16 protein-coding genes are annotated in these 21,125 nt (G+C 65.1%); 8 read left to right on the top strand and 8 right to left on the bottom strand.

From position 1 onward, the window contains the following. The first annotated feature begins 1 nt into the window (after nucleotide 1). The 7 genes from GHK24_RS11040 (at nucleotide 2) to GHK24_RS11010 (ending at nucleotide 8,421) form a co-directional block, all read left to right on the top strand. The gene (locus GHK24_RS11040; protein ID WP_228384668.1) at nucleotides 2-568 is read left to right on the top strand and encodes a thioredoxin family protein; all 567 of its coding nucleotides are present in this window, start codon (nucleotides 2-4) and stop codon (nucleotides 566-568) included. 114 nt (nucleotides 569-682) lie between these two features. Then, nucleotides 683-1,687 (top strand): class 1 fructose-bisphosphatase, encoded by a 1,005-nt coding sequence (locus tag GHK24_RS11035; RefSeq protein WP_153472938.1) that lies wholly within the window; start codon nucleotides 683-685, stop codon nucleotides 1,685-1,687. A gap of 182 nt (nucleotides 1,688-1,869) precedes the next feature. Then, nucleotides 1,870-3,855 carry a transketolase gene (gene tkt, locus GHK24_RS11030; protein WP_340666174.1) on the top strand — a complete coding sequence of 662 codons (1,986 nt, stop codon included), beginning with the start codon at nucleotides 1,870-1,872 and terminating at the stop codon, nucleotides 3,853-3,855. Nucleotides 3,856-3,929: 74 nt separating this feature from the next. Continuing rightward, nucleotides 3,930-4,928: a type I glyceraldehyde-3-phosphate dehydrogenase gene (gene gap, locus GHK24_RS11025; RefSeq protein WP_153472936.1), complete on the top strand. Its 999-nt coding sequence runs from the start codon at nucleotides 3,930-3,932 to the stop codon at nucleotides 4,926-4,928. Nucleotides 4,929-5,019: 91 nt separating this feature from the next. Then, entirely contained in the window at nucleotides 5,020-6,204 is a 1,185-nt protein-coding gene (locus GHK24_RS11020; protein ID WP_153472935.1) for a phosphoglycerate kinase, read from the top strand. A gap of 26 nt (nucleotides 6,205-6,230) precedes the next feature. Continuing rightward, on the top strand, nucleotides 6,231-7,445 hold the full coding sequence (gene dinB / locus GHK24_RS11015) for a DNA polymerase IV (protein WP_153472934.1): 1,215 nt from the start codon (nucleotides 6,231-6,233) through the stop codon (nucleotides 7,443-7,445). 433 nt (nucleotides 7,446-7,878) lie between these two features. Next, nucleotides 7,879-8,421 (top strand): lytic transglycosylase domain-containing protein, encoded by a 543-nt coding sequence (locus tag GHK24_RS11010; RefSeq protein WP_153472933.1) that lies wholly within the window; start codon nucleotides 7,879-7,881, stop codon nucleotides 8,419-8,421. Here the strand turns inward: GHK24_RS11010 and GHK24_RS11005 are convergent, their stop codons facing one another. The 8 genes from GHK24_RS11005 to uvrA all read right to left on the bottom strand — a co-directional run bounded on the left by GHK24_RS11005 (nucleotide 8,422) and on the right by uvrA (nucleotide 19,519). Next, complete coding sequence (locus GHK24_RS11005; RefSeq protein ID WP_153472932.1) at nucleotides 8,422-9,600, bottom strand: rhomboid family intramembrane serine protease; 1,179 nt, start codon at nucleotides 9,598-9,600, stop codon at nucleotides 8,422-8,424. 87 nt (nucleotides 9,601-9,687) lie between these two features. Beyond that, entirely contained in the window at nucleotides 9,688-11,109 is a 1,422-nt protein-coding gene (locus GHK24_RS11000) for a TIGR03790 family protein (RefSeq protein WP_340666173.1), read from the bottom strand. 108 nt (nucleotides 11,110-11,217) lie between these two features. Then, the gene (locus tag GHK24_RS13670; RefSeq protein ID WP_209022676.1) at nucleotides 11,218-11,865 is read right to left on the bottom strand and encodes a PEP-CTERM sorting domain-containing protein; all 648 of its coding nucleotides are present in this window, start codon (nucleotides 11,863-11,865) and stop codon (nucleotides 11,218-11,220) included. A gap of 229 nt (nucleotides 11,866-12,094) precedes the next feature. Then, entirely contained in the window at nucleotides 12,095-13,294 is a 1,200-nt protein-coding gene (gene epsL, locus GHK24_RS10990; RefSeq protein ID WP_153472930.1) for an XrtB/PEP-CTERM-associated polysaccharide biosynthesis outer membrane protein EpsL, read from the bottom strand. A 28-nt stretch (nucleotides 13,295-13,322) separates the two neighbouring features. Continuing rightward, entirely contained in the window at nucleotides 13,323-14,741 is a 1,419-nt protein-coding gene (locus tag GHK24_RS10985) for an undecaprenyl-phosphate glucose phosphotransferase (protein WP_153472929.1), read from the bottom strand. Beyond that, nucleotides 14,728-15,579, bottom strand: coding sequence for an XrtB/PEP-CTERM-associated transcriptional regulator EpsA (epsA, locus tag GHK24_RS10980; RefSeq protein ID WP_153472928.1), 852 nt, complete (start codon nucleotides 15,577-15,579; stop codon nucleotides 14,728-14,730). Before epsA ends, GHK24_RS10985 begins: the two co-directional genes overlap by 14 nt. A 547-nt stretch (nucleotides 15,580-16,126) precedes the next feature. After that, nucleotides 16,127-16,468 carry an HU family DNA-binding protein gene (locus tag GHK24_RS10975; RefSeq protein ID WP_167682408.1) on the bottom strand — a complete coding sequence of 114 codons (342 nt, stop codon included), beginning with the start codon at nucleotides 16,466-16,468 and terminating at the stop codon, nucleotides 16,127-16,129. 141 nt (nucleotides 16,469-16,609) lie between these two features. Beyond that, nucleotides 16,610-19,519, bottom strand: a complete 2,910-nt coding sequence (uvrA, locus tag GHK24_RS10970; protein WP_153472926.1) for an excinuclease ABC subunit UvrA — start codon at nucleotides 19,517-19,519, stop codon at nucleotides 16,610-16,612. 351 nt (nucleotides 19,520-19,870) lie between these two features. Between uvrA and GHK24_RS10965 the strand changes: the two genes are divergently transcribed. Beyond that, entirely contained in the window at nucleotides 19,871-21,088 is a 1,218-nt protein-coding gene (locus GHK24_RS10965; protein ID WP_228384667.1) for an MFS transporter, read from the top strand. Nucleotides 21,089-21,125: the final 37 nt, after the last annotated feature.

Below are 21,125 nucleotides of genomic sequence, written 5' to 3'. Positions count from 1 at the left end.
GATGGCCGTAAATACCCCGATTTGCGATTTTGGCTGGCCGGCGCCCGATTTTGCCTTACCGGATACCGATGGCCGGGTGCGTACGCTGGCGGAGTTGCGCGGCGAACGTGGTCTGCTCGTCATGTTCATCTGCAATCACTGTCCTTACGTCAAGGCGGTGCTCGACCGCATCATTCGCGACGCCCGCGAACTGGCGTCGCTGGGCATCGGTGTTGTCGCCATCAACAGCAACGACGCGACTGAGTATCCGGAAGATTCTTTCGCCAACATGCAGTCTCTGGCGCGCACGCTGGCGCTGCCGTTTCCCTATCTCTACGACGCCGAGCAAGCGGTCGCCCGTGCCTACGGCGCCGTATGCACGCCGGATTTCTTCGGTTTCAATCACGCGCTGGCCTTGCAGTACCGTGGTCGCCTCGATGCCAGCGGCCGGGCACCGGCGGCGCCGGGGGTGCGACGCGAGCTGTTCGAGGCGATGCGAGCTGTCGCGCTCACCGGCGAGGGACCGGTGGAGCAGGTGGCGAGCATCGGTTGCTCGATCAAATGGCGGGCCGGGGCGGCGACAGAGTAAAATGCGCGCCCATACCGCCCGCCGCAGTGGTTCGTGCCTTGCACGAACCACTGCCTGAAGGCGCTCTACCCCCCATTGCCAGTCGCTGGCCCCGCTCGTCGCCCGGAGAAACTCATGCGCCGCATTTCGCTATCCCGTTACCTGATCGAAGAACAACGCGAGAAGGGACGGATAGACGCCGACCTGCGACTGTTGATCGAAGTCGTCGCGCGCGCCTGTCAGCGCATCTCGATTGCCATCGGCAAAGGCGAACTGGGCGGCGTGCTGGGTGAGGCCGGCAGCGACAACGTGCAGGGCGAGGCACAGAAAAAGCTCGACGTGCTGGCTAACGAAATCCTGCTCGAAGCCAACGAATGGGGCGGCCATCTGGCGGCCATGGCGTCCGAGGAGATGGAAGAGCCCTACCCGATTCCGAGTCGTTTCCCGAAGGGCGGCTACCTGTTGCTGTTCGATCCGCTCGATGGTTCCTCGAACATCGACGTCAATATCTCGGTGGGCACGATCTTTTCGGTCCTGCGCCGGCCGGAAGGCGCCACCAACCCCGATGAAGCCGATTTCCTGCAAGCCGGCAGCGAACAGGTGGTCGCCGGCTACGCCCTCTATGGCCCGACGACGACGCTGGCGCTGACGCTCGGTAACGGTGTCGCGCTGTTTACCCTCGACCGTGAGCAGGGCGCCTTTATCCTGACCGGCGAGAACCTGACGATTCCGCCCGATACCCGCGAATTCGCCATCAACGTCTCCAACCAGCGGCACTGGGAAGCGCCGATGCAGCGCTACGTCGACGATCTGCTCGCCGGCAAGGAAGGCCCGCGCGGCAAGGATTTCAACATGCGCTGGGTGGCCTCGATGGTCGCCGACGTGCATCGCATCCTGACGCGCGGTGGCGTCTTCATGTACCCGCTCGACGCCCGCATCACCCAGCAGGGCGGCAAGCTGCGCCTGCTCTACGAAGCCAACCCGATGGCCTTCATCGTCGAACAGGCGGGCGGCGCCGCCAGCGACGGCCACCAGCGCATTCTCGACATCCAGCCGCAGCGACTGCACCAGCGCATCCCGGTCGTGCTTGGCTCCAAAAATGAAGTGGAAACCATCGTCGCCTACCACCGCGCTGACTGAGCGTGCGCCGCCCGGACTCTCCCGCGGGCGGCCTGTCAATGCCGCGGATGGACCGGTCGCGCGGCGACCGGGCGGCGCATTCAGTGCACATTCAAGGTTGATCGCAACCCGTTTGTGAAAGATAATTTTTCGCTGCTTTCACCGTAGCGCCCCCTCCCTCTTTTTCCGGATTGGCCCACATCGTGACCGTCGCCTTCACTCCCCTGACCGGCGCTCTGCGCGCCCTTGCCATTGACGCCGTCCAGAAAGCCAACTCGGGGCACCCCGGCATGCCGCTCGGTATGGCCGAGATCGCCGAGGTTCTCTGGCGCCGCCACCTGCGGCACAACCCAGCCAATCCGCACTGGCCTGACCGCGACCGTTTCGTGCTGTCGAACGGCCACGGCTCGATGCTGCTGTATGCGTTGCTGCATCTGACGGGCTACGACGTCTCCATCGACGATCTGAAGAATTTCCGCCAGTTCGGCTCGAAGACCCCCGGCCACCCGGAAGTCGATCACACGCCGGGCATCGAGACGACCACCGGCCCGCTCGGGCAGGGCATCGCCAACGCGGTCGGCCTGGCCATCGCCGAGAAGGTGCTCGCCGCCGAGTTCAACCGTCCCGGCCACGAGATCGTCGATCACTCGACCTACGTGTTCCTCGGCGACGGCTGCCTGATGGAAGGCGTCAGCCACGAAGCCTGTTCGCTCGCCGGCACGCTGGGCCTCGGCAAGCTGATCGTTTTTTACGACGACAACGGCATCTCCATCGATGGCCATGTCGAAGGCTGGTTTACCGACGATACGCCGGGACGTTTCGCCGCCTACGGCTGGCAGGTTATCCCGGCGGTCAATGGTCACGATGCCGAGGCAATCGAGCGTGCGCTGCTCGCAGCACGCGCCGAAAAGAACAAGCCGACGCTCATCTGCTGCAAGACGGTGATTGGCATGGGCTCGCCGAACAAGGCCGGCACGCACGATGTGCACGGCGCGCCGCTGGGCGATGCTGAAATCGCCGCCGTCCGTGACGCCATCGGCTGGCCATATGCGCCGTTCGAGATTCCCGACGACGTCTACGCCGACTGGAACGGCCGCCCGCGCGGCGCCGTCTTCGAGAGCAACTGGAACACGCGCTTTGCCGCCTACTCGGCCGCCTTCCCCGAACTGGCCGCCGAATTCACGCGCCGCATGGCGGGGGAACTGCCCGCGCATTGGTCGGCCGACAGCGCGCAGGCGCTCGCCGCCGTCGTCGCCAAGGCGGACAACATTGCCACGCGCAAAGCCTCGCAAAACGCCATCGCGGCACTGGCGCCGCTCTTGCCCGAACTGATCGGCGGTTCGGCTGACCTTGCCGGCTCCAACCTGACGCTGTGGAAACAAGCCAAGGGCGTGACGCACGACGCCGGTGGCAACTATCTCTATTACGGCGTGCGCGAATTCGGCATGACCGCCATTGCCAACGGCCTCGCGCTGCATGGCGGCCTGATCCCCTTCACCGCGACCTTCCTCGTCTTCTCGGACTACGCGCGCAACGCGATCCGCATGGCGGCGCTGATGAAGAAGCGCCAGATCATGGTCTACACGCACGACTCGATCGGGCTGGGCGAAGACGGCCCGACGCACCAGCCGGTCGAGCACGTCGCCTCGATGCGCCTGATTCCGAACGTCGACGTCTGGCGTCCGGCTGACGCTACTGAAACCATGGTTGCCTGGATCGCCGGCATTGAACGCGCCACCGGCCCGTCGATTCTGGCGCTGTCGCGGCAAAACCTGCCCACCGTCACCACGGCGGTCGATACTGCAGCGATTGCTCGCGGCGGCTATGTGCTCGCCGACTGCGAGGCACCGCAGGCCGTGCTCATCGCCACCGGTTCGGAAGTGAAGCTCGCGCTCGATGCGCAGGCCGCTCTCGCCGCCGAAGGCGTGCGCGTGCGCGTGGTGTCGATGCCCTGTACCAGCGTGTTCGACCGGCAGGATGCCGGTTGGCGCGCCACCGTGCTGCCGGCCGGGATTCCGCGTCTGGCGATCGAGGCGGGCATTGCCGACTTCTGGTGGAAGTACGTCGGTCTCGATGGTGCCGTCGTCGGCATGACCCGCTTTGGCGAGTCTGCACCGGCGGGCCGCTTGTTCGAGTTTTTCGGTTTCACGGTAGCCGCTGTGGCCGAACGGGTGAAGTCGCTGCTGTAAGGCGAGGCCGCACGTTCGCGCCGGCACGCCCGGTTTTTCAATTCACGTCGTTTTTATCTTCGGAGAAAGTACAGATGAGCATTAAAGTCGGCATCAACGGTTTTGGCCGCATCGGACGCATGGTGTTTCGCGCGGCGGCCAAAAACTTCGCTGACATCGAAGTCGTCGGGATCAACGATCTGCTGGAACCGGATTACCTCGCTTACATGCTGAAGTACGACTCGGTGCATGGCCGCTTCGACGGCGATGTTTCGGTCGAAGGCAATACGCTGATCGTCAACGGCAAGAAGATCCGCCTGACCGCGGTCAAGGACCCGGCTGAACTGAAGTGGGACGAGATCGGCGCCGACATCGTCATCGAATCGACCGGCCTCTTCCTGACCAAGGAAGCCGCCGAGAAGCACCTCAAGGCCGGCGCCAAGAAGGTGATCATGAGCGCCCCGTCGAAGGACGACACGCCGATGTTCGTCTATGGAGTGAACCACAAGACCTACGCCGGTCAGGCAATCATCTCCAACGCCAGCTGCACGACCAACTGCCTGGCGCCGGTGGCCAAGGTGCTGAACGACAACTGGGGCATCAAGCGCGGCCTGATGACGACGGTGCACGCCGCCACCGCCACGCAGAAGACCGTCGACGGCCCGTCGAACAAGGACTGGCGCGGTGGTCGCGGTATCCTCGAAAACATCATTCCGTCCTCGACCGGCGCCGCCAAGGCTGTCGGCAAGGTCATTCCGGAACTGAACAAGAAGCTCACCGGTATGTCCTTCCGCGTGCCGACTTCCGACGTTTCGGTCGTCGACCTGACCGTCGAACTCGTCAAGGAAGCCAGCTACGACGATATCCGCGCGGCGATGAAGGCGGCCGCCGAAGGCCCGCTGAAGGGTATCCTGCGTTACACCGAAGACAAGGTCGTCGCTACCGATTTCCGTGGCGAGTCGTGCACCTCGGTGTTCGATGCCGATGCTGGCATCGCGCTCGACACCACCTTCGTCAAGGTCGTCGCCTGGTACGACAACGAATGGGGTTACTCGAACAAGGTGCTGGAGATGGCCCGCGTCATCGCGGCGTAACTCTCCCGCGAAAGAGGGGCGCCAGCGGCGCCCCTTTTTTCGTTTTGCGGACTCGCCCCTCTGTCTTCTCCTTAACGGACCTACCACCGCCATGAACTTCAAACGCCTCTCCGATCTCGACCTCGCCGGCAAGCGCGTCTTCATCCGTGCCGACCTCAACGTGCCGCAGGACGACAGCGGCGCCATCACCGACGACACGCGCATCCGTGCCTCGCTCGCTGGCATTCGCCTTGCCCTCGGCCGAGGTGCTGCCGTCATGGTGACCTCGCACCTCGGCCGGCCGACGGAAGGCGCGCTCACCGCCGCCGACTCGCTGGCCCCAGTCGCTGCGCGCATCGCCGAATTGCTCGGCCAGCCCGTCCGTCTGATCGCCGACTGGGTCGATGGCGGATTTACCGTTGCCCCGGGCGAAGTCGTCGTCCTCGAAAACTGCCGAGGCAACAAGGGCGAGAAGAAGAACAACGAAGAGCTGGCGAGGAAAATGGCGCTCCTCTGCGACGTCTATTGCAACGACGCCTTCGGCACCGCGCACCGCGCCGAGGCGACGACGCAGGCGCTGGCGCTCGTCGCGCCGGTGGCCTGCGCCGGCCCGCTGCTCGCGGCCGAACTCGAAGCCCTGGGCAAGGCGCTGCACGCCCCGGCCCGGCCGCTGGTGGCGATCGTCGCCGGCTCGAAGGTGTCGACCAAGCTGACCATCCTCGACAGCCTCGCCGACAAGGTCGACCAGCTGATCGTCGGTGGCGGCATCGCCAACACCTTCCTGCTCGTCGCCGGTCACAAGATCGGCAAGTCGCTGGCCGAACCCGACCTCGTCGAGGACGCCCGCCGCCTGCAGGCAAAGATGGCAGCGCGTGGCGCGAGCATCCCGGTGCCGGTCGACGTCGTCACCGCCAAGGAGTTCTCAGCCAGCGCCGTGGCGACGGTGAAGGATGTTGCCGACGTTGCCGACGACGACCTGATCCTCGACATCGGTCCGAAGACCGCCGCCATGCTCGCCGCGCAGCTGAAGAGCGCCGGCACCATCGTCTGGAACGGCCCGGTTGGCGTTTTCGAGTTCGACCAGTTCGGCGAAGGCACGAAGACGCTGGCGCACGCCATCGCCGATTCGCAGGGCTTTTCGATCGCCGGCGGCGGCGACACGCTGGCTGCCATCGCCAAGTACGGCATCGCCGACAAGATCGGCTATATCTCCACCGGCGGCGGCGCCTTCCTCGAATTCCTCGAGGGCAAGACGCTGCCGGCCGTTGCCGCGCTGGAGCAACGCGCCGCAAACTGAGCGGGCGGAGCGGCGGAGCACGACGGATGACGTCTGCCGACGTGCTCGCGGCGGGGGGTAAGGCGACCGACACGGATCACGTCGGGGGCAGCTTGCCCCGGCGGCCCCGGCGTATCGCCCACCTCGACATGGACGCGTTTTTTGCGTCCGTCGAGTTGTTGCAGTACCCGGAGTTGCGTGGGCAGCCCGTCGTCGTCGGTGGTCGCAACGTGCCGGCGCCGCAGGTGCAGGCCGATGGCAGCCGGCGCTTCGCGCGGTTGCGCGATTACGCCGGACGCGGCGTCGTCACGACCTCGACCTACGAGGCGCGCGCGTACGGCGTTTTTTCCGGTATGGGCCTCATGAAATCCGCCGCGCTGGCGCCGGAGGCGATTCTCCTGCCGGCGAATTTCGATGCGTATCGCCAGTATTCGCGGCGCTTCAAGGACGCCGTCGCGGCGCTGGCGCCGCAGATCGAGGATCGCGGCATCGACGAGATCTACATCGATCTCTCCGACCTCGAAGAAGACAGCCAGACACTCGGGCAGCGCCTCAAACAGGCGGTGTTCGCCGCCACCGGTCTGCGCTGTTCGATTGGCATCACGCCCAACAAGCTGTTGTCGAAGCTCGCCTCCGACCTCGACAAGCCCGACGGGCTGACGCTCCTCGCGCTGACGGATGTGCCGACGCGGGTGTGGCCCTTGCCCGTCGGCAAGATCAACGGCATCGGTCCGAAGACGGCGGCGGTTCTGGCGCGGCTCGGCATCGAGCGCATCGGCCAGCTGGCTGCCGCCTCGCCGGCCCTGCTGCAGAAGCGTTTTGGCGCGACAACGGGCGTCTGGCTGCATGAGGTCGCGCACGGGCGCGATACGCGGCCGGTCATCACGCAATCGCAGCCGAAATCGATCAGTCGCGAAACCACCTTCGAGCACGATCTGCATGCCCGGCAGGATCGCGCGGCCTTGACCGAAATCTTCACGGCGCTCTGCGTGCGCGTCGCCGACGACCTCGCGCGCAAGGGCGTGGTCGGCCGGACGGTGGGTATCAAGCTGCGTTACGCCGACTTTCATGTCGTCACCCGCGACCTGACGCTGCCGCACGCCGTCAGTGATGCGGCGACGATCCGCCGCGCCGCCGGGCAATGCCTGAAGCGCGTGCCGCTGACGCAGAGGCTGCGCCTGCTCGGCGTGCGCGTCAGCGCGCTCGAAGCGGCGGACGGCAACGAGACGGAGCCCGGCGTGCAGCGCGAGTTGCCGCTCTAGGCGTCTGACGTCGGGGCGCCGCCGGGCGCCCGATCGGATCATTGTCGGGGGCGGGGGCGCACGCGAGAATCTGGCGCTTGGCGCTTTTTCGCCGCTCCGTTCTGGCGTCCTGTCTTTCCTTCGTTCCCTCCGTTCCTCTCGCCACCTGCCCGTCTGGCTTGCCGGGTCTTTGCTCATGCTTTTGCCCGTATTCCGCGGTATTCCTTGGGGGCTGTGCGTCGCCTTCGCGCTGGCGCCTGTGTTTGCGGGCGCCGAAGAGGGACGCGTGGCCCCGACGGCCACGTTGGCGAGAACCGCGTCGCCGACTCATCCGCCGACTCCCGTCCTGCGCGGTGCGGCGGGAGTCGGTGCATTCGCGGTACCGGATCTGTCTCCGTATCGTCTGAATGCTGCGCGCGGGGTTCCCCTTGCCGTCGCCGGCGAAGGGCGTCAGATGCCCGATGCGTCCCGGACGGACGCTACGCCCCATGGCGCGCGTTCCCTCGCCGCCTATGCCGAGGCGCCGTACCGCTATGACGCCCGATATCGTCTCGCGGGGCCGGCCGACGCCCGTCCGTACGCGCGCGAAATCGCCGAGGCGGCGCACCAGGCGGGGGTCGATCCGGAGTTGGTGCATGCGCTGGTCGCTGTCGAGTCGGCGTATCGGGCGGATGCGGTATCGGCGAAAGGTGCCGTCGGCTTGATGCAACTCCTGCCGGAGACGGCGCGAGCCTACGGCGTGCGGGATGTCGCTGCGGTATCGGGCGCGACCGGTGCGGCTGACAATTTGCGTGCCGGCAGCCGCTATTTGCGCGACCTGCTCGACCGTTTCGGGCAGCGCCTCGATCTGGCGCTGGCGGCCTACAACGCGGGCGAGGGCGCGGTGCGACGCTACGCCAACCAGATTCCGCCCTATCCTGAAACGCAAGGCTACGTTCCCGCTGTCTTCGCGCATTACCGTGCGCATCGGCCCGAGTCGCGGCCCGTCGCCCCTTAGTTACTCCCGTCCGCTCAATCCCGATGTTGGGCCACGACTCTGGCCCGGCATCGCCGGTGGGCTCGCCTGCAACGCACGCGCCTGCTGTTCGAGCGCCCAGGCGGCGTCAATCTTGCGCGGATCTTTGCTGCGCAGGCCGTCGGCCAGCGAACGCGAGGCGTCTCGGCGCAGTTGGGCGTAGCGGCGCAGGGTCGCCAGCGTCGCCGCCGAGGGCAGGGCGGGGTTGCTCGATAGCCGTGACAGCTGCTCAAAATTCTCTTCGTAGCGTTGCGCGATGCTGGCATCGATGCGGCCGGCAACCTCATCGAAGGAGGCATCGGGGCGGCGGCTGTCGGCGAAGATGCGCTGCCAGTCGGCGGCGATGGCGGCGTCGTCCTTGATGAATTCGCTGATCTCCTTGCGCGCCTGCGCTTCCTCGCTCCAGCGATAGGCGGGCGGCGGAATCTGGCTCAGCAACAGCGCGACCCCAAAGACGCCCAGCGCCGCCGCCGCGTAGCGCGGTGCTGTTGCCTGCACTTCATCGGCACGCAGCGCCTGCGCCAGCACAAGACCTGCGAGCGCGCCGGCGATGAACCCCCCCACGTGCGCCGCGTTGTCGATGCCGGTGACGATCAGGCCCAGGACGATGGTGATGCTGGCAAAGCCCGCCGCACCCCAGAACAGCCAGCGGAATTCCTGCGGATGCAAAGAGGCGCGCTCGCGCCAGAGGCAGACCAGCAGGGCGCCGTAGATGCCGAAAATCGCTCCTGAAGCACCGCCCGAGACGACCTGGCCGTGGTGGCTGACGAGCGAGACGAGATTGCCGCCGACGCCGCTCAGGAGATAGATCGCCGCAAAGCGCAGCGGCCCGAACATGCGTTCGACCAACTGGCCGCCGTCCCACAGGGCCCACATGTTGAGCAGCAGATGCAGCAGCCCGAAATGCAGGAACATGGCGCTCGCCAGCCGCCACCACTCGCCGTCCTGCGTTGCCGGGCCGAAATTGGCGCCCCAGCTCAGCTGCACGCCATTCGGCGAGTGCCAGAGGCCGGCGCCGCTGCCGAGCATGGCGAGAAATACCAGCACGTTGACGGCGATCAGGGCGGGCGTGACGCGCACGCGCGGCTGCCGTGCCCGCAAGAGATCGTGCAGGGAAGGAATCTGCCCGGAGCTACGAGGTGCTACGCTGGAGGATGGCAAGGAGGGCGTCGTCACGTCGGGCCTGTGCTCACGGTCAGTCGGGAGGCTCCATTATGAGCGCCGCCGCCGTACGCGGGGGCGCGGCGCTCACGGCCAAAGCAGTCGCACATAGCCGTTGCGCTCGATGGGCAGGGAGAAGCGCAGCACGTTGTTGCCCGGACGGATCGACAGGCCCGCGCGCACGGGGACGAAAGGCCCCATCGGCGAGGCCGAGGCGAGCAGCCGCACTTGTCCGGCACCGAGCGAAAAAAGCCGCAGTTCGAACTCGCCGGGGGCGAGTTCGTGCAAGGTCGGCGCGAACGGGCGGGCCAGCGGTTCGCCGATGAAGAGCCCTTCGCCCGGCCATTGCACGCTCTTCCAGTAGGCTTCGAGCGCCGTCGCGCCGCTGGCGTAGATCAGCATGGCGACGGCCGGCAGGGGGAATTTCTGTGGGTGGTTGCACGGTTCGACTACCGTGCCGTAGCTCGCCGTGGCGCCGGCTTCCAGCCAGCGCAGGCTGCTCATCTGCCCGGAATCGGTCAGTTGCCCGCCGAAGGAGGTGAGGTGGTCAGCCAGCGCGCCGGGCAGGAAATGCAAGCTGTCGAGCTGCGTCACCCGCGCCAGCCCGGTGAAGTAAAACAGCACATCGTGCGCATCGGCGAGCACATCGCTTTGCCTGATCTCGACGGGCAGAATGCCGGCCAGCGCGGTTCGTGCGCGCGTATAGCCGGCGGCGCGGCTGTTGCGCGCGGCGTCGCTGGTGCTCAACAGATAGGCGCGACCGCGCGGCTGCGTGCCGTCGGCGGCGACGCCCCGGTCGATCAGCGCCTTGACCTCGGCGACACTGCGCCCCGCCAGCATCATCGCCGGCCGCAGGCGGTAATCCTGTGCCGGGCTGAGGCTGGCGGAATTGAAATACGGGCTGGCGGCGCTGCTACTGCACTGCGTCGAGCAATAGCGTTCGTGAAAGCCGAAGGCGAGCGCCGAGGTGAGTGACATGCAGGCGACGCGATAGGGCGTCGTCCATGTCACGGCGTAGGCTTGCACGCTCTCTGGCGTGGCGGCGTCGATTTCCCGCTTGAGGGCGATGAATTCGTCTTTTTCGAAGGCTGATCGTTCGGCGTTAAAGCGCAGGTGAATCACGTGTGCGTCGGGGATGCCGCGCGCCTTCTGGTAATAGTCGGCGACCTGCCGCGATTGGGGATCGGCGTCGTTGACGAGGAGCGCCAGTTCGTCGGCGTTGAGGCCGCTGCGCGGCAGGCTGACGAGCGGTGTCGCGCCGACGCTGCCGGAGAAGAGGAGGCCGACAATGAACGCTTGCAGCGCGTGGCGTATGGGCCGTACGGCAGCGTTGATGCGGCGCTCCCAGCGCGCGCTGTCGTAACCATCGTGAGGGTCAGCGTGCGAGGACTGCGCCGCAAGGGGCGGCAGCGTCGAGTGAGGGGCGAGGTCGGAGCGGCAGGATGGGCTGAAAAGGCCGGAGCCGTGATCTGAAGCTGCCGCGCGCCCGTGTGCAAGGGAGCGTTTCACGTCCGCATGATAAGCGTCCTGCATTGAAAATACGTGACGTGGCGGTGGCGCGTGAACGACACATCCCCGCCGGACTGCTGGCGGGGATGCGCGTTGCGTGAAGCGGGATTACTCGCGGCGTGCCTTGCGGCGACGGGCGATGGCTCCCATGACGCCCAGCCCGGCGAGAAGCAGGGCATAGGTTTCCGGTTCCGGTACCGGAGCGAAGGCGTGGGCGTTGTCGCCAAAGCCGTCGATCAGGCCGAAGTTGCCGGGTTTGTAGCTGGTAGCGCTGGTCCGGATGATTTGCGTGAAGCTCGTCGTTCCAGGGTTGATCTTCGATGCGGTATTCGGCACGAAGCTGAAGCCGACGACACCGAGCAGGGTCCGGTCGGCGTAGTCGGCGGTTTCCGTTCCCTTGGTGAAGATGCCGAAAGCGGCGCCGGTCTGATAAACGCTGATGGCAGAACTGCCCAGCGCCGAAAAATCAAAGGCGGCAAAGCGTTCGACGCCGTTGATCGAGGTCGCGCTGTTGCTGTACTGGTAGTAGAAATCCAGTCCGCTCGCCGTCTGGTAGACCGCCGCGCGGGCGATGCCGTTATAGACGGGGTTGTTGATCGGCGTGACGATGCTATCGAGCAGGGTGCCGCCGAAGTAATCGCCGACAATGTCGACCGACGTCGTCGGCACCAGCGGCACCAGCGTCGTCGCTTGGGCGGCACCGACGGCGCCGATCATGGACAGGCCCAGAAGGGCGTATTTCATATGCAGGTTCATAGGGAATCTCCTCGGGAAATCAATGGGTGAGAGCCGACGGCAGGGGACAGATAGCCCCATGAAGCCCGCAGCTCGTCACCATCATTGGAGTTTTCCGGGGGGCGCCACAATAGACCGCCTTGCCTACACAACATCGGATACTCCGCGTGCCGTACGGGCGTAGCACCGTGCCTCGGCAACGGGCTACCGGGAAGGCGGGGCGGTTCGCCCCGCCCCGCCTTGCGCGGCGTCAGAAGCTGATCTGCGCGCTGACGAGAACCGATTTGCTGTCGTAGCTGAAACCGGTGGTACTGGATTCGCGCCGGTCGCCGGCCAGCGAGGCCGAGAGGAAGAGCGTGCGCAGCGGTTGCCACTCCAGCGCAAGGGAAGAGACGCGCAAGGTGTCTTGCCGGTTGCTGGCGGTGACGCCGGCGAGCGGCCCGAGGTAGTCGCGGCGGGCGTAGTCGTAGCGCAGGCGCAGGCGCGTCTTTTCGCTGATCTGCCAGAGCGGCGAGACGACGACGCGGTCGGTGCGCGAATAGCTGCTGTCGGTCGTCTGGTAGCTCGCCAGTTCGTGCGCGAGGCTGGTGACCAGCGAGGTCTTGGCGCTGATCATCCAGCGCAGGTCGAGGTTGCCGATGGTGCCGGCGTAGTCGCGGTCGGCAAAGTGCGCGTGCTGCCGGGAGACGTGCGCGAGGCGTCCATCGAGCTGCGTTTTGCCGGTGATCGGCCAGGTGAGGCGTAATTCCTGTTCGTCCTGATCGAAGTGGTTGTCGATCTGCGTGGCCGGGTTCGGTTGCGACTGCTTGAAATACTCGCCGCGTCCGTGCCGGCTGACGGCGCTGATCAGGGCGCCGGAGGGGAAGCTGTAGCCGACGCCGCCTTCGACGGTATCGAGCGTGTTGTCGCCTTCTTGCAGGAAGGTCTGGCTGTTGCTGCGCTTGATGGTGCCAACGGCACCGAGCAGCTGCCAGGGGCCAATGTCGAAGATGCCGTCGAAGCGGCTGGTCTCGTCGGTACGGATGTTGCGCGTGTCGTAGTTGCGATAGTCGGCGAAGCTGTTGAGTGCTTCGCTGCGCGAGGTGGTGAGGTTGCCGTGCAGGCGCGGTGTTGCCGACCAGCGCCACGCCGCCGTGTAGTTGGTGGCGGTGAAGTTCAGATAGCTGAAGGTCTGGTAGCGATAGTCGGAGACGCTGCCTTCGAGTTCGAGCCGCTGCAGGGAGTAATTCTTGGCGAACTTCAGGCCGAGCGTGGTTGAGCTGATGGTGTCGGACTTCGCGCTGGAAGGCAGGCGGAAGAGGTTGTCGTCGCGCACGCTGCTGGCGCCCAGCGTGACATTGACGGTATCGAATTCATCGGCGCGGGCCTGGCCGGTGGCGAGCAGCGGGGCCGCCAGAACGAGGGCGACGCCGAGCGGCAATCGCGTGACGGGGGACGTGCGCGGGTTCAATCATCTCTCCTGCAAAATCGGGAAGGACTCAGTGAGCCGCGTTCCCCTGAAGTACAACACGGATGGTTTTGAAAATGATGTGGATGTCGAGTCCGAGCGACCAGTTGCGCAGGTAGTCGAGGTCGTGGTCGATACGTGCCTGCATCTTGTCGAGCGTGTCGGTTTCGCCGCGATAGCCGTTGACCTGCGCCCAGCCAGTGATGCCCGGCTTGACCTTGTGGCGCACCATGTAGCCCTTGATCAGGCGGCGATACAGCTCGTTGTGTGCCACCGCATGCGGGCGCGGGCCAACGATGCTCATGCGCCCTTGCAGGACGTTAATGAACTGCGGCAATTCGTCGAGCGAGCTCTTGCGCAGAAAATGCCCGAGGGGTGTTACACGCACATCACGGGCGCTCGCCTGGACGATCGTCGGCCCGTCTTCGCAGACCGTCATCGAGCGGAATTTATAGACGACGATCTCTTCGCCATCGAGGCCGTAGCGGCGCTGCCGGAAGATGACCGGGCCGGGCGAACTGAGTTTGACGGCGATCGACACCGCCAGCATCAGCGGCGCAATGAGCGCCAGGATGAGCAGCGAGAGGAGGATGTCGCTGCCGCGTTTGATCAGCCCGTTGCTGCCGGTGAACGGCGTTTCGCAGACGGCGATGACAGGGATGCCGCAGACGGCGCCCGGCCGCCCCTGAATGAGATCGGTGACGAACATGTCGGGGACGAAATAGATCGACGCCGTCGTGTCCTTGAGCTCGTCGAGCACCTGCAGGATGCGCGGCTGCGAGGCCATGGGCAGTGACAGGTAAATGAGGCGGATATGCTGCTGCTTGACGTAGGCCGACAGCGCGCTGAGCGGGCCGAGCAGCGGCCCGTGGCCGTTACGCTCCAGCCGTGGCGGCGCGCGATCGTCGAAAAATCCTTCGAGGTGGATGCGCGCCAGCGGCGTGTCGCAGACGCGTTGGGCGAGGGCGACGCCCGGATCGTTCATGCCGACGATGATCGCTGCTTGCGGCCGGCCTTGCAGGCGGGCCAGCGAAGGGGCGGCTGCGCGCAGGGCGAGGTGTGCGGCGATCAGAACGCTGGGCGCGACGACGAACCAGCTGGCCAGCACCGAGGTGGAAAACTCCTGCAGATAACGGGTGGCGACGCCGAGAAACAGTAACAGGGCACAAATCCACAGCCAGCCAAGGAGAATGTCGCCGAGTGCTTTCCAGAATGGAACGCCCAGTCGCGAATGGCCGGGGAAGGAAAGCGAAAAGGTAATGACGGCGAGGATGAGATACGCCGGCGCGATGTCGCCAGCGTCCGCCAGTGCGAGCGCCCAGAGCGAGACGACGAGTAATGCCGGCTCTAGCACGACCTCGATTGCCGTCAGCAGATGATCGCGGCCCAACGGCGTTGCGACGCCCGCGTGCGCGATACCCGTGATGGTTGCTGGCTCAGGGGCGATCATTGCGCTGGTATTGCCGCGGGTATTGCTTTTCGAAGCGCGTGACGGCGTGCGTGCGGTTATAGACGCCGAATTTCTTGAATATCCGCTGCAGATGATTCTTGACGGTGAATTCGCTGATTTCAAGAATCATCCCGACTTCCTGATTCGTTTTGCCAAGACGTACCCATTCCATGATTTCCTTTTCACGGGGGCTCAGGGGAGGACTGGCATCGCCTTCGTCGCTGCGCGCGCTCGCTGCGGGGGATCCCAGAACGAAGTCGCTGGCGCGTCGGCGCTGCTGCGTGGGCAGATGTGCGACCTGGCGCAGCGCCGTGTCGAGATAGGGCAGGATGATTTCGATATTGCTGCGGTGCTTGTCGCCGTGCACGGTCGCCGAACTGAAGAGCACGTACAGGCAATCGTGGCGCCCACGCTCGTCGCAGATGCCGTGCACGAGCGACGAACGCATGCGGCGCAAGGCGCCACCGACCGGGCCGCCGAGTGCGTCGGCGGCATTGTCCGCATCGAGCGCAAATCCGGCATCGCCGGTATCGAGCGTGTAGGGCTGTCGGCCGAATTCGACCCAGCGCCGGAAGAGCTGGTGCAACAGGGGCGCGATCGCGCCGTCCGTGATTTCCCCCGTCCGCACGCCCGGCAGCGGCGAGGCGATGTCGTAGCGTAGCGATCCTCGTTCGAAGTCACCCCAGGCGGCCGCCATGATGTCGTGCGGCACATAGCGCTGGATGTCGCCCTGCAGCCAGGTCAGCAGATCGAAATGGCGACGAACGCTGACCGCTCCTCGCAGAATGCCAAAGTAGCGGGCCGGATCGTCTGCCTTCAATGACTCGGTGAGATTCATCGGTCACGGCCGGGAGTATTCGCCGCACGGGCGATAATCGGGGAAAGACAACCGGTACTCCTGCAGCATACCGGTCGGAGATAGGGGTGCATGGCGGGTCGATATCGGGCGGGGAGCGTGTGGGGGCGGGCGTTACGGTAGAGGAACGATGCCCATGCCCCCGTTGTTTAATTGCCTGCCCGTCAACGGGGATAGTCATCGCGCCGTATTGTTCAGCGTAAGCAGAATACAGCAAAACCTGCGGCAGGAATGCCGATTAAATTATGCTAATGTTATGCAAGTATTAAATTAATGTTACGCAGGATTATTCCCTACCGGAACGCACGTAATACCTGTCTTTTGGATCGGTTGAAACTACCTGTTTTAAGGTATTACTAGTTTGGCTGCAGCACGCGAGGGGAATATCGCCGCAGATGACGCGCGACGTTATAGATGCGAGCGGTGCGACATAAAAAAAGGGCTTGCCGCAGTGGCAAGCCCTCTTCCCATCCTGACCTCGCGAGTCGTCGGGTGATTCCCGACTGGCGCTCGGTAGCGCGCGGGGTGATTACTTCTTTTTACCAGCAGCGACCGTCGCCTTGAACGTGGCGCCAGCGGCGAACTTCGGCACGGTGGTAGCCGCGATCTTGATCTTTTCGCCAGTCTTCGGGTTCTTGCCGTCGCGGGCGGCACGGGCGGTCGCTTTGAAAGCGCCGAAACCAACGAGGCTGACGCTGTCGCCAGCGGCAACGGCTTCGACGATCGTGTCTACAACGGCATCAAGCGCTTTGCCGGCAGCCGCTTTGGAAAGATCGGTGCGGACAGCAATCGCGTCGATGAGTTCTGACTTGTTCATGGTATCTCCTGAGGTTGGTGATGGAGTAGCTCCGCCGCAATTCTTGCATTTCATTGGCGGCTAGGGAAGAGGGAATCGCCGTGAAAGGAGGGGTTCAGCGCGTTTTTTTGCGCTTTTTCACGTCCGGCGATGCGCCATTTTGGTGCTTCGGGGGCAATGCCAGTGACAAGCGCCCGGTCGGCAGGGAAGAGGGCTTCATGCCGGCGGGGAGTGCGTCGCTGGCGACGCTGCGGATGTCCCGGTAGCCGCCTGTCGCGCGCGGGCCAGCAAAGGGGCGAGAAAGTGTCCGGTGTGGCTGCCCTCTTGCGAGGCAATGAAGGCCGGCGCCCCGGCGGCGAGAATGCGCCCGCCGCCACCGCCGCCTTCCGGGCCCAGATCGACAATCCAGTCTGCCGTTTTGATGACGTCGAGATTGTGCTCGATGACGACGACTGTATTGCCGTTCTCGGCCAGACGGTGCAGTACCTGTAGCAGCAGCTCGATATCGTGGAAGTGCAGGCCGGTGGTCGGCTCGTCGAGAATGTAGAGGGTGCGGCCGGTGTCGCGCTTGGAGAGTTCGAGGGAGAGCTTGACGCGCTGCGCTTCGCCGCCGGAGAGCGTCGTCGCGGCCTGGCCGAGAGTGATGTAGGAGAGGCCGACATCGATCAGCGTTTGCAGCTTGCGGGCGACGACCGGGACAGCGTCGAAGAAGGCGCGCGCCTGTTCGACCGTCATCAAGAGGATGTCGTGGATGTTCTTGCCCTTGTACTGCACCTCCAGCGTTTCCCGGTTGTAGCGTTTGCCGTGGCAGACGTCGCACGGCACGTAAACGTCGGGCAGGAAGTGCATTTCGACCTTGAGGACGCCGTCACCCTGGCAGGCTTCGCAGCGGCCGCCCTTGACGTTGAACGAGAAGCGGCCGGGGCCGTAGCCACGCGCGCGCGCTTCCGGCACGCCGGCAAAGAGTTCGCGGATCGGCGTCAGCAGGCCGGTGTAGGTGGCCGGGTTGGAGCGCGGTGTGCGGCCGATCGGGCTTTGGTCGACGTTGATCACCTTGTCGAACTGTTCGAGGCCGATGATTTCGTCGTGCTCGGCGGGTTCCAGCGTCGAGCCGTAGAGGTGGCGGGCAGCGGCGGCGTAGAGCGTGTCGTTGATCAGCGTGCTCTTGCCGGAACCGGAGACGCCCGTAATGCAGGTGAGCAGGCCGAGCGGGATCTCCAGCGTGACGTTCTTGAGGTTGTTGCCGCGTGCGCCGGTGATGCGCAGGAGACGTTCCGGATCGGGCTGGCGCGTCTCCGCCGGCACCTCGATGCGGCGCCGACCGGAGAGATAGTCGCCGGTGAGCGAGGCGGGATTGGCGAGGATTTCCGCCGGCGTTCCTTCGGCGACGACGGCACCGCCGTGCACGCCGGCACCGGGGCCGACGTCGACGACGTAGTCGGCGCTGAGAATGGCGTCTTCGTCGTGTTCGACGACGATCACGGTGTTGCCGATGTCGCGCAGTTGCCGCAGGGTTTGCAGCAGGCGCTCGTTATCTCGCTGGTGCAGGCCGATCGACGGCTCGTCGAGCACGTACATGACGCCGGTCAGTCCGGAGCCGATCTGGCTGGCGAGACGGATGCGCTGTGCCTCGCCGCCGGAGAGCGTTTCCGCCGAGCGGTCGAGCGAGAGGTAGTCGAGGCCGACGTTGATCAGAAATTGCAGGCGGCTGGTGATTTCCTTGAGAATCTTTTCGGCGACTTGCGCCTTCTGCCCGGTGAGGCGGAGCGAAAGGAAAAACTCGCGCGCCTTGGCCAGCGGCAGGTGGCTGATTTCATGCAGCGTCAGCGCGTCGGCCAAGGCGTCCGGCCCGTCGTTGGAGCCGATGCGCACGTTGCGCGCTTCTTCGCGCAGGCGGGCGCCTTCGCAGGTCGGGCAGGTACGCGAGCTGATCAGTTTGGCGAGCTCTTCGCGCACGGCTTGCGAGTCGGTTTCCTTGTAACGCCGCTCAAGGTTGTTCACAACGCCCTCGAAGGCGTGCTCGCGTAGCGTGACGCGGCCGCGTTCGTTCAGGTAATGGAAGGGCAGTGCTTCCTTGCCCGAGCCGAAGAGAACGACTTGACGCACATCTTCCGGCAGCTCCGTCCATGGCGTATCGACGTCGAAGCCATAGTGCTTCGCCAGCGAGCTCAGCATCTGGAAGTAGAACTGGTTGCGTCGGTCCCAGCCGCGGATGCAGCCGGCAGCGAGCGAGAGGTCGGGGTGCGCGACGACGCGCTTCGGGTCGAAGAACTGGATGACGCCCAGTCCGTCGCACTTCGGGCAGGCGCCCATCGGGTTGTTGAAGGAGAAAAGGCGCGGCTCGAGTTCGGCCAGCGAATACGAGCACGCCGGGCAGGCGAATTTGGCCGAGAAGAGGTGCTCGCGTCCGGAATCCATCTCCAGCGCGATGGCGCGCCCGTCGGCATGACGCAAGGCGGTCTCGAAGGATTCGGCGAGACGCTGGCGCAGGTCGTCACGCACTTTCAGGCGGTCGACGACGACATCGATATTGTGTTTGTGCGTCTTGGCGAGCTTTGGCAGCGCGTCGATTTCGTGGATGACGCCATCGACACGCAGGCGGGCGAAACCCTGCGCGCGCAATTCGGCAAAGAGGTCGAGTTGTTCGCCCTTGCGGTTGGCAACGACGGGCGCCAGGATCATCAGCTTGGTTTCCGACGGCAGGGCGAGGACATGGTCAACCATCTGCGACACCGTCTGCGCGGCCAGTGGCTGGTGGTGTTCCGGGCAGAAGGGCGTGCCGGCGCGGGCGTAGAGCAGGCGAAGGTAGTCGTGGATTTCGGTGACGGTGCCAACGGTCGAGCGCGGGTTGTGGCTGGTCGCCTTCTGCTCGATGGAAATGGCCGGGGAGAGGCCTTCGATCAGGTCGACGTCGGGCTTTTCCATGAGCTGGAGAAACTGCCGCGCGTAGGCCGACAGCGACTCGACGTAGCGGCGCTGCCCTTCGGCGTACAGGGTGTCGAACGCCAGCGACGACTTGCCCGATCCCGAGAGCCCGGTGATGACGATCAGGCGGTTGCGGGGCAGGTCGAGATTGACGTTTTTGAGGTTGTGCGTGCGCGCGCCACGGATGCGGATTTCGTCCATCGAGGGTCGGCTTTGGGCGTGGGGAAACCTGCTAATATACGCACTCCCCGGAGCCGAACCAACTGCGGCCGTGCTTTTTCTCGGAACCCGCCGGCGCTGCGTTGAGGCGCCAGCGCTCCGTTCGTCGTGCTCGGGCAGCGCCTGCCTGCCGCACGTACGGCAGTACGGATTTTTTTGAGGTGAACGTCGGTCAGAGCGTGCTCGACGCGGTGGGCAAGGTCTTGCAGCAAGGCATGGATTCATACGGAGTCTTGGCGGTGTTGCCCTTCCGGTCATTTGTTCAATTCGCCGCGTAGCTTGCGCCCGCCTCCCTCGCCGCCCGCCCAAGACGCACCAGCCCGGATCTCCCAGATGTCTGCACCGACTGCCAGCAGGATGAACGCCGAAGAACTTCGTTCGGGAATCAGCCTGTCGACCATTTTTGCCCTGCGTATCCTCGGGCTCTTCCTGATTTTGCCGGTCTTTGCCATCGCCGCGCGCGATCTACCCGGCGGCGATAACGTCGCGCTGGTTGGCTTTGCGCTCGGCGCCTACGGCATCACGCAGGCACTGTTTCACATCCCCTTCGGCTTTGCCGCCGACCGCTTCGGCCGCAAGCCGGTGATCGTCTTCGGCCTGCTGCTCTTTGCGCTCGGCAGCTTCGTCGCCGCCTTTGCCACCAATATCGAATGGATCATCGTCGGTCGCGTGCTGCAGGGCGCCGGGGCGATTTCTCCGGCGGTGACGGCGCTGGCGGCGGATCTGACGCGGGAGGAACATCGCACCAAGATCATGGCGATGATTGGCTCGTCGATCGGTCTGGTCTTCGCTGTCTCACTGATCATCGCGCCGCCGATCTTCGACGCGGGCGGCTTGTTCGCGCTGTTTGCGCTGACCGGCGTGCTCTCGTTGCTGGCGATCGTCCTGCTCTTCGTCGGCGTGCCGCCGGCGCCGGCGGGCTTCGAGACGCGGCATCGCGCCCGTCTTGCCGACGTGCTCTTTCATCCGCAACTGGCGCGCCTCAATTTCGGGATTTTTGCCCTGCATGTCTTGCAGGTCGGTATGTTCATGGTCATCCCGGCGGCGCTGGTGTCGGCGGGCGATCTGCCTTTGGCCGAGCACTGGAAGGTTTATCTGCCAGCGGTGATGGCGTCGTTCGTGGTGATGATTCCGGCGATCATCGTCGCCGAAAAATATGGCAAATTCCGCGCCGTGTTCTTCGCTTCGGTGGCGCTGCTGTTGCTGACCGAGCTTGGCTTCGTTTTCGGGCGCGGCAGCTTCGCCGCCATGGCGGCGCTGGTGTTCGCTTTCTTTGCGGCGTTCAACGTGCTGGAAGCCTTGCTGCCGTCGCTGGTGACGCGTTTTGCCGGGCAGGAATCGCGGGGGCTTGCGCTGGGCGTTTACAATACGGCGCAGGCCATCGGCCTCTTTCTCGGTGGCGCGCTGGGCGGCTGGTTGGCCCGGCATTTCGGCGCCGATGCGGTGTTCTGGGGCGGGGCGGTGGTCTGTCTGGGGTGGCTGCTGCTGACGGCGTCGATGATTTCGCCGCCGAAACGCGCCGTCGCCGAGGTGCAGCCGCTCGCCGCCTGAGTCCGGCGCTTTCCCCCAGCTTCTCACATAACTCTTC

The organism is Rhodocyclus gracilis (assembly GCF_009617575.1).
Classification (GTDB): Bacteria; Pseudomonadota; Gammaproteobacteria; order Burkholderiales; family Rhodocyclaceae; genus Rhodocyclus; species Rhodocyclus gracilis.
This window is presented reverse-complemented; position numbering and strand designations above follow the sequence as displayed.

Excerpts from the sequence above, each read along its gene's own strand:
- GHK24_RS11040 (WP_228384668.1), top strand. The coding sequence starts at position 2 with ATGGCCGTAAATACCCCGATTTGCGATTTTGGCTGGCCGGCGCCCGAT.
- GHK24_RS11035 (WP_153472938.1), top strand. The coding sequence starts at position 683 with ATGCGCCGCATTTCGCTATCCCGTTACCTGATCGAAGAACAACGCGAG.
- gap (WP_153472936.1), top strand. The coding sequence starts at position 3,930 with ATGAGCATTAAAGTCGGCATCAACGGTTTTGGCCGCATCGGACGCATG.
- GHK24_RS11020 (WP_153472935.1), top strand. The coding sequence starts at position 5,020 with ATGAACTTCAAACGCCTCTCCGATCTCGACCTCGCCGGCAAGCGCGTC.
- dinB (WP_153472934.1), top strand. The coding sequence starts at position 6,231 with ATGACGTCTGCCGACGTGCTCGCGGCGGGGGGTAAGGCGACCGACACG.
- GHK24_RS11010 (WP_153472933.1), top strand. The coding sequence starts at position 7,879 with ATGCCCGATGCGTCCCGGACGGACGCTACGCCCCATGGCGCGCGTTCC.
- GHK24_RS13670 (WP_209022676.1), bottom strand. The coding sequence starts at position 11,865 with ATGAACCTGCATATGAAATACGCCCTTCTGGGCCTGTCCATGATCGGC.
- GHK24_RS10985 (WP_153472929.1), bottom strand. The coding sequence starts at position 14,741 with ATGATCGCCCCTGAGCCAGCAACCATCACGGGTATCGCGCACGCGGGC.
- epsA (WP_153472928.1), bottom strand. The coding sequence starts at position 15,579 with ATGAATCTCACCGAGTCATTGAAGGCAGACGATCCGGCCCGCTACTTT.
- GHK24_RS10975 (WP_167682408.1), bottom strand. The coding sequence starts at position 16,468 with ATGAAATGCAAGAATTGCGGCGGAGCTACTCCATCACCAACCTCAGGA.
- uvrA (WP_153472926.1), bottom strand. The coding sequence starts at position 19,519 with ATGGACGAAATCCGCATCCGTGGCGCGCGCACGCACAACCTCAAAAAC.
- GHK24_RS10965 (WP_228384667.1), top strand. The coding sequence starts at position 19,871 with ATGTCTGCACCGACTGCCAGCAGGATGAACGCCGAAGAACTTCGTTCG.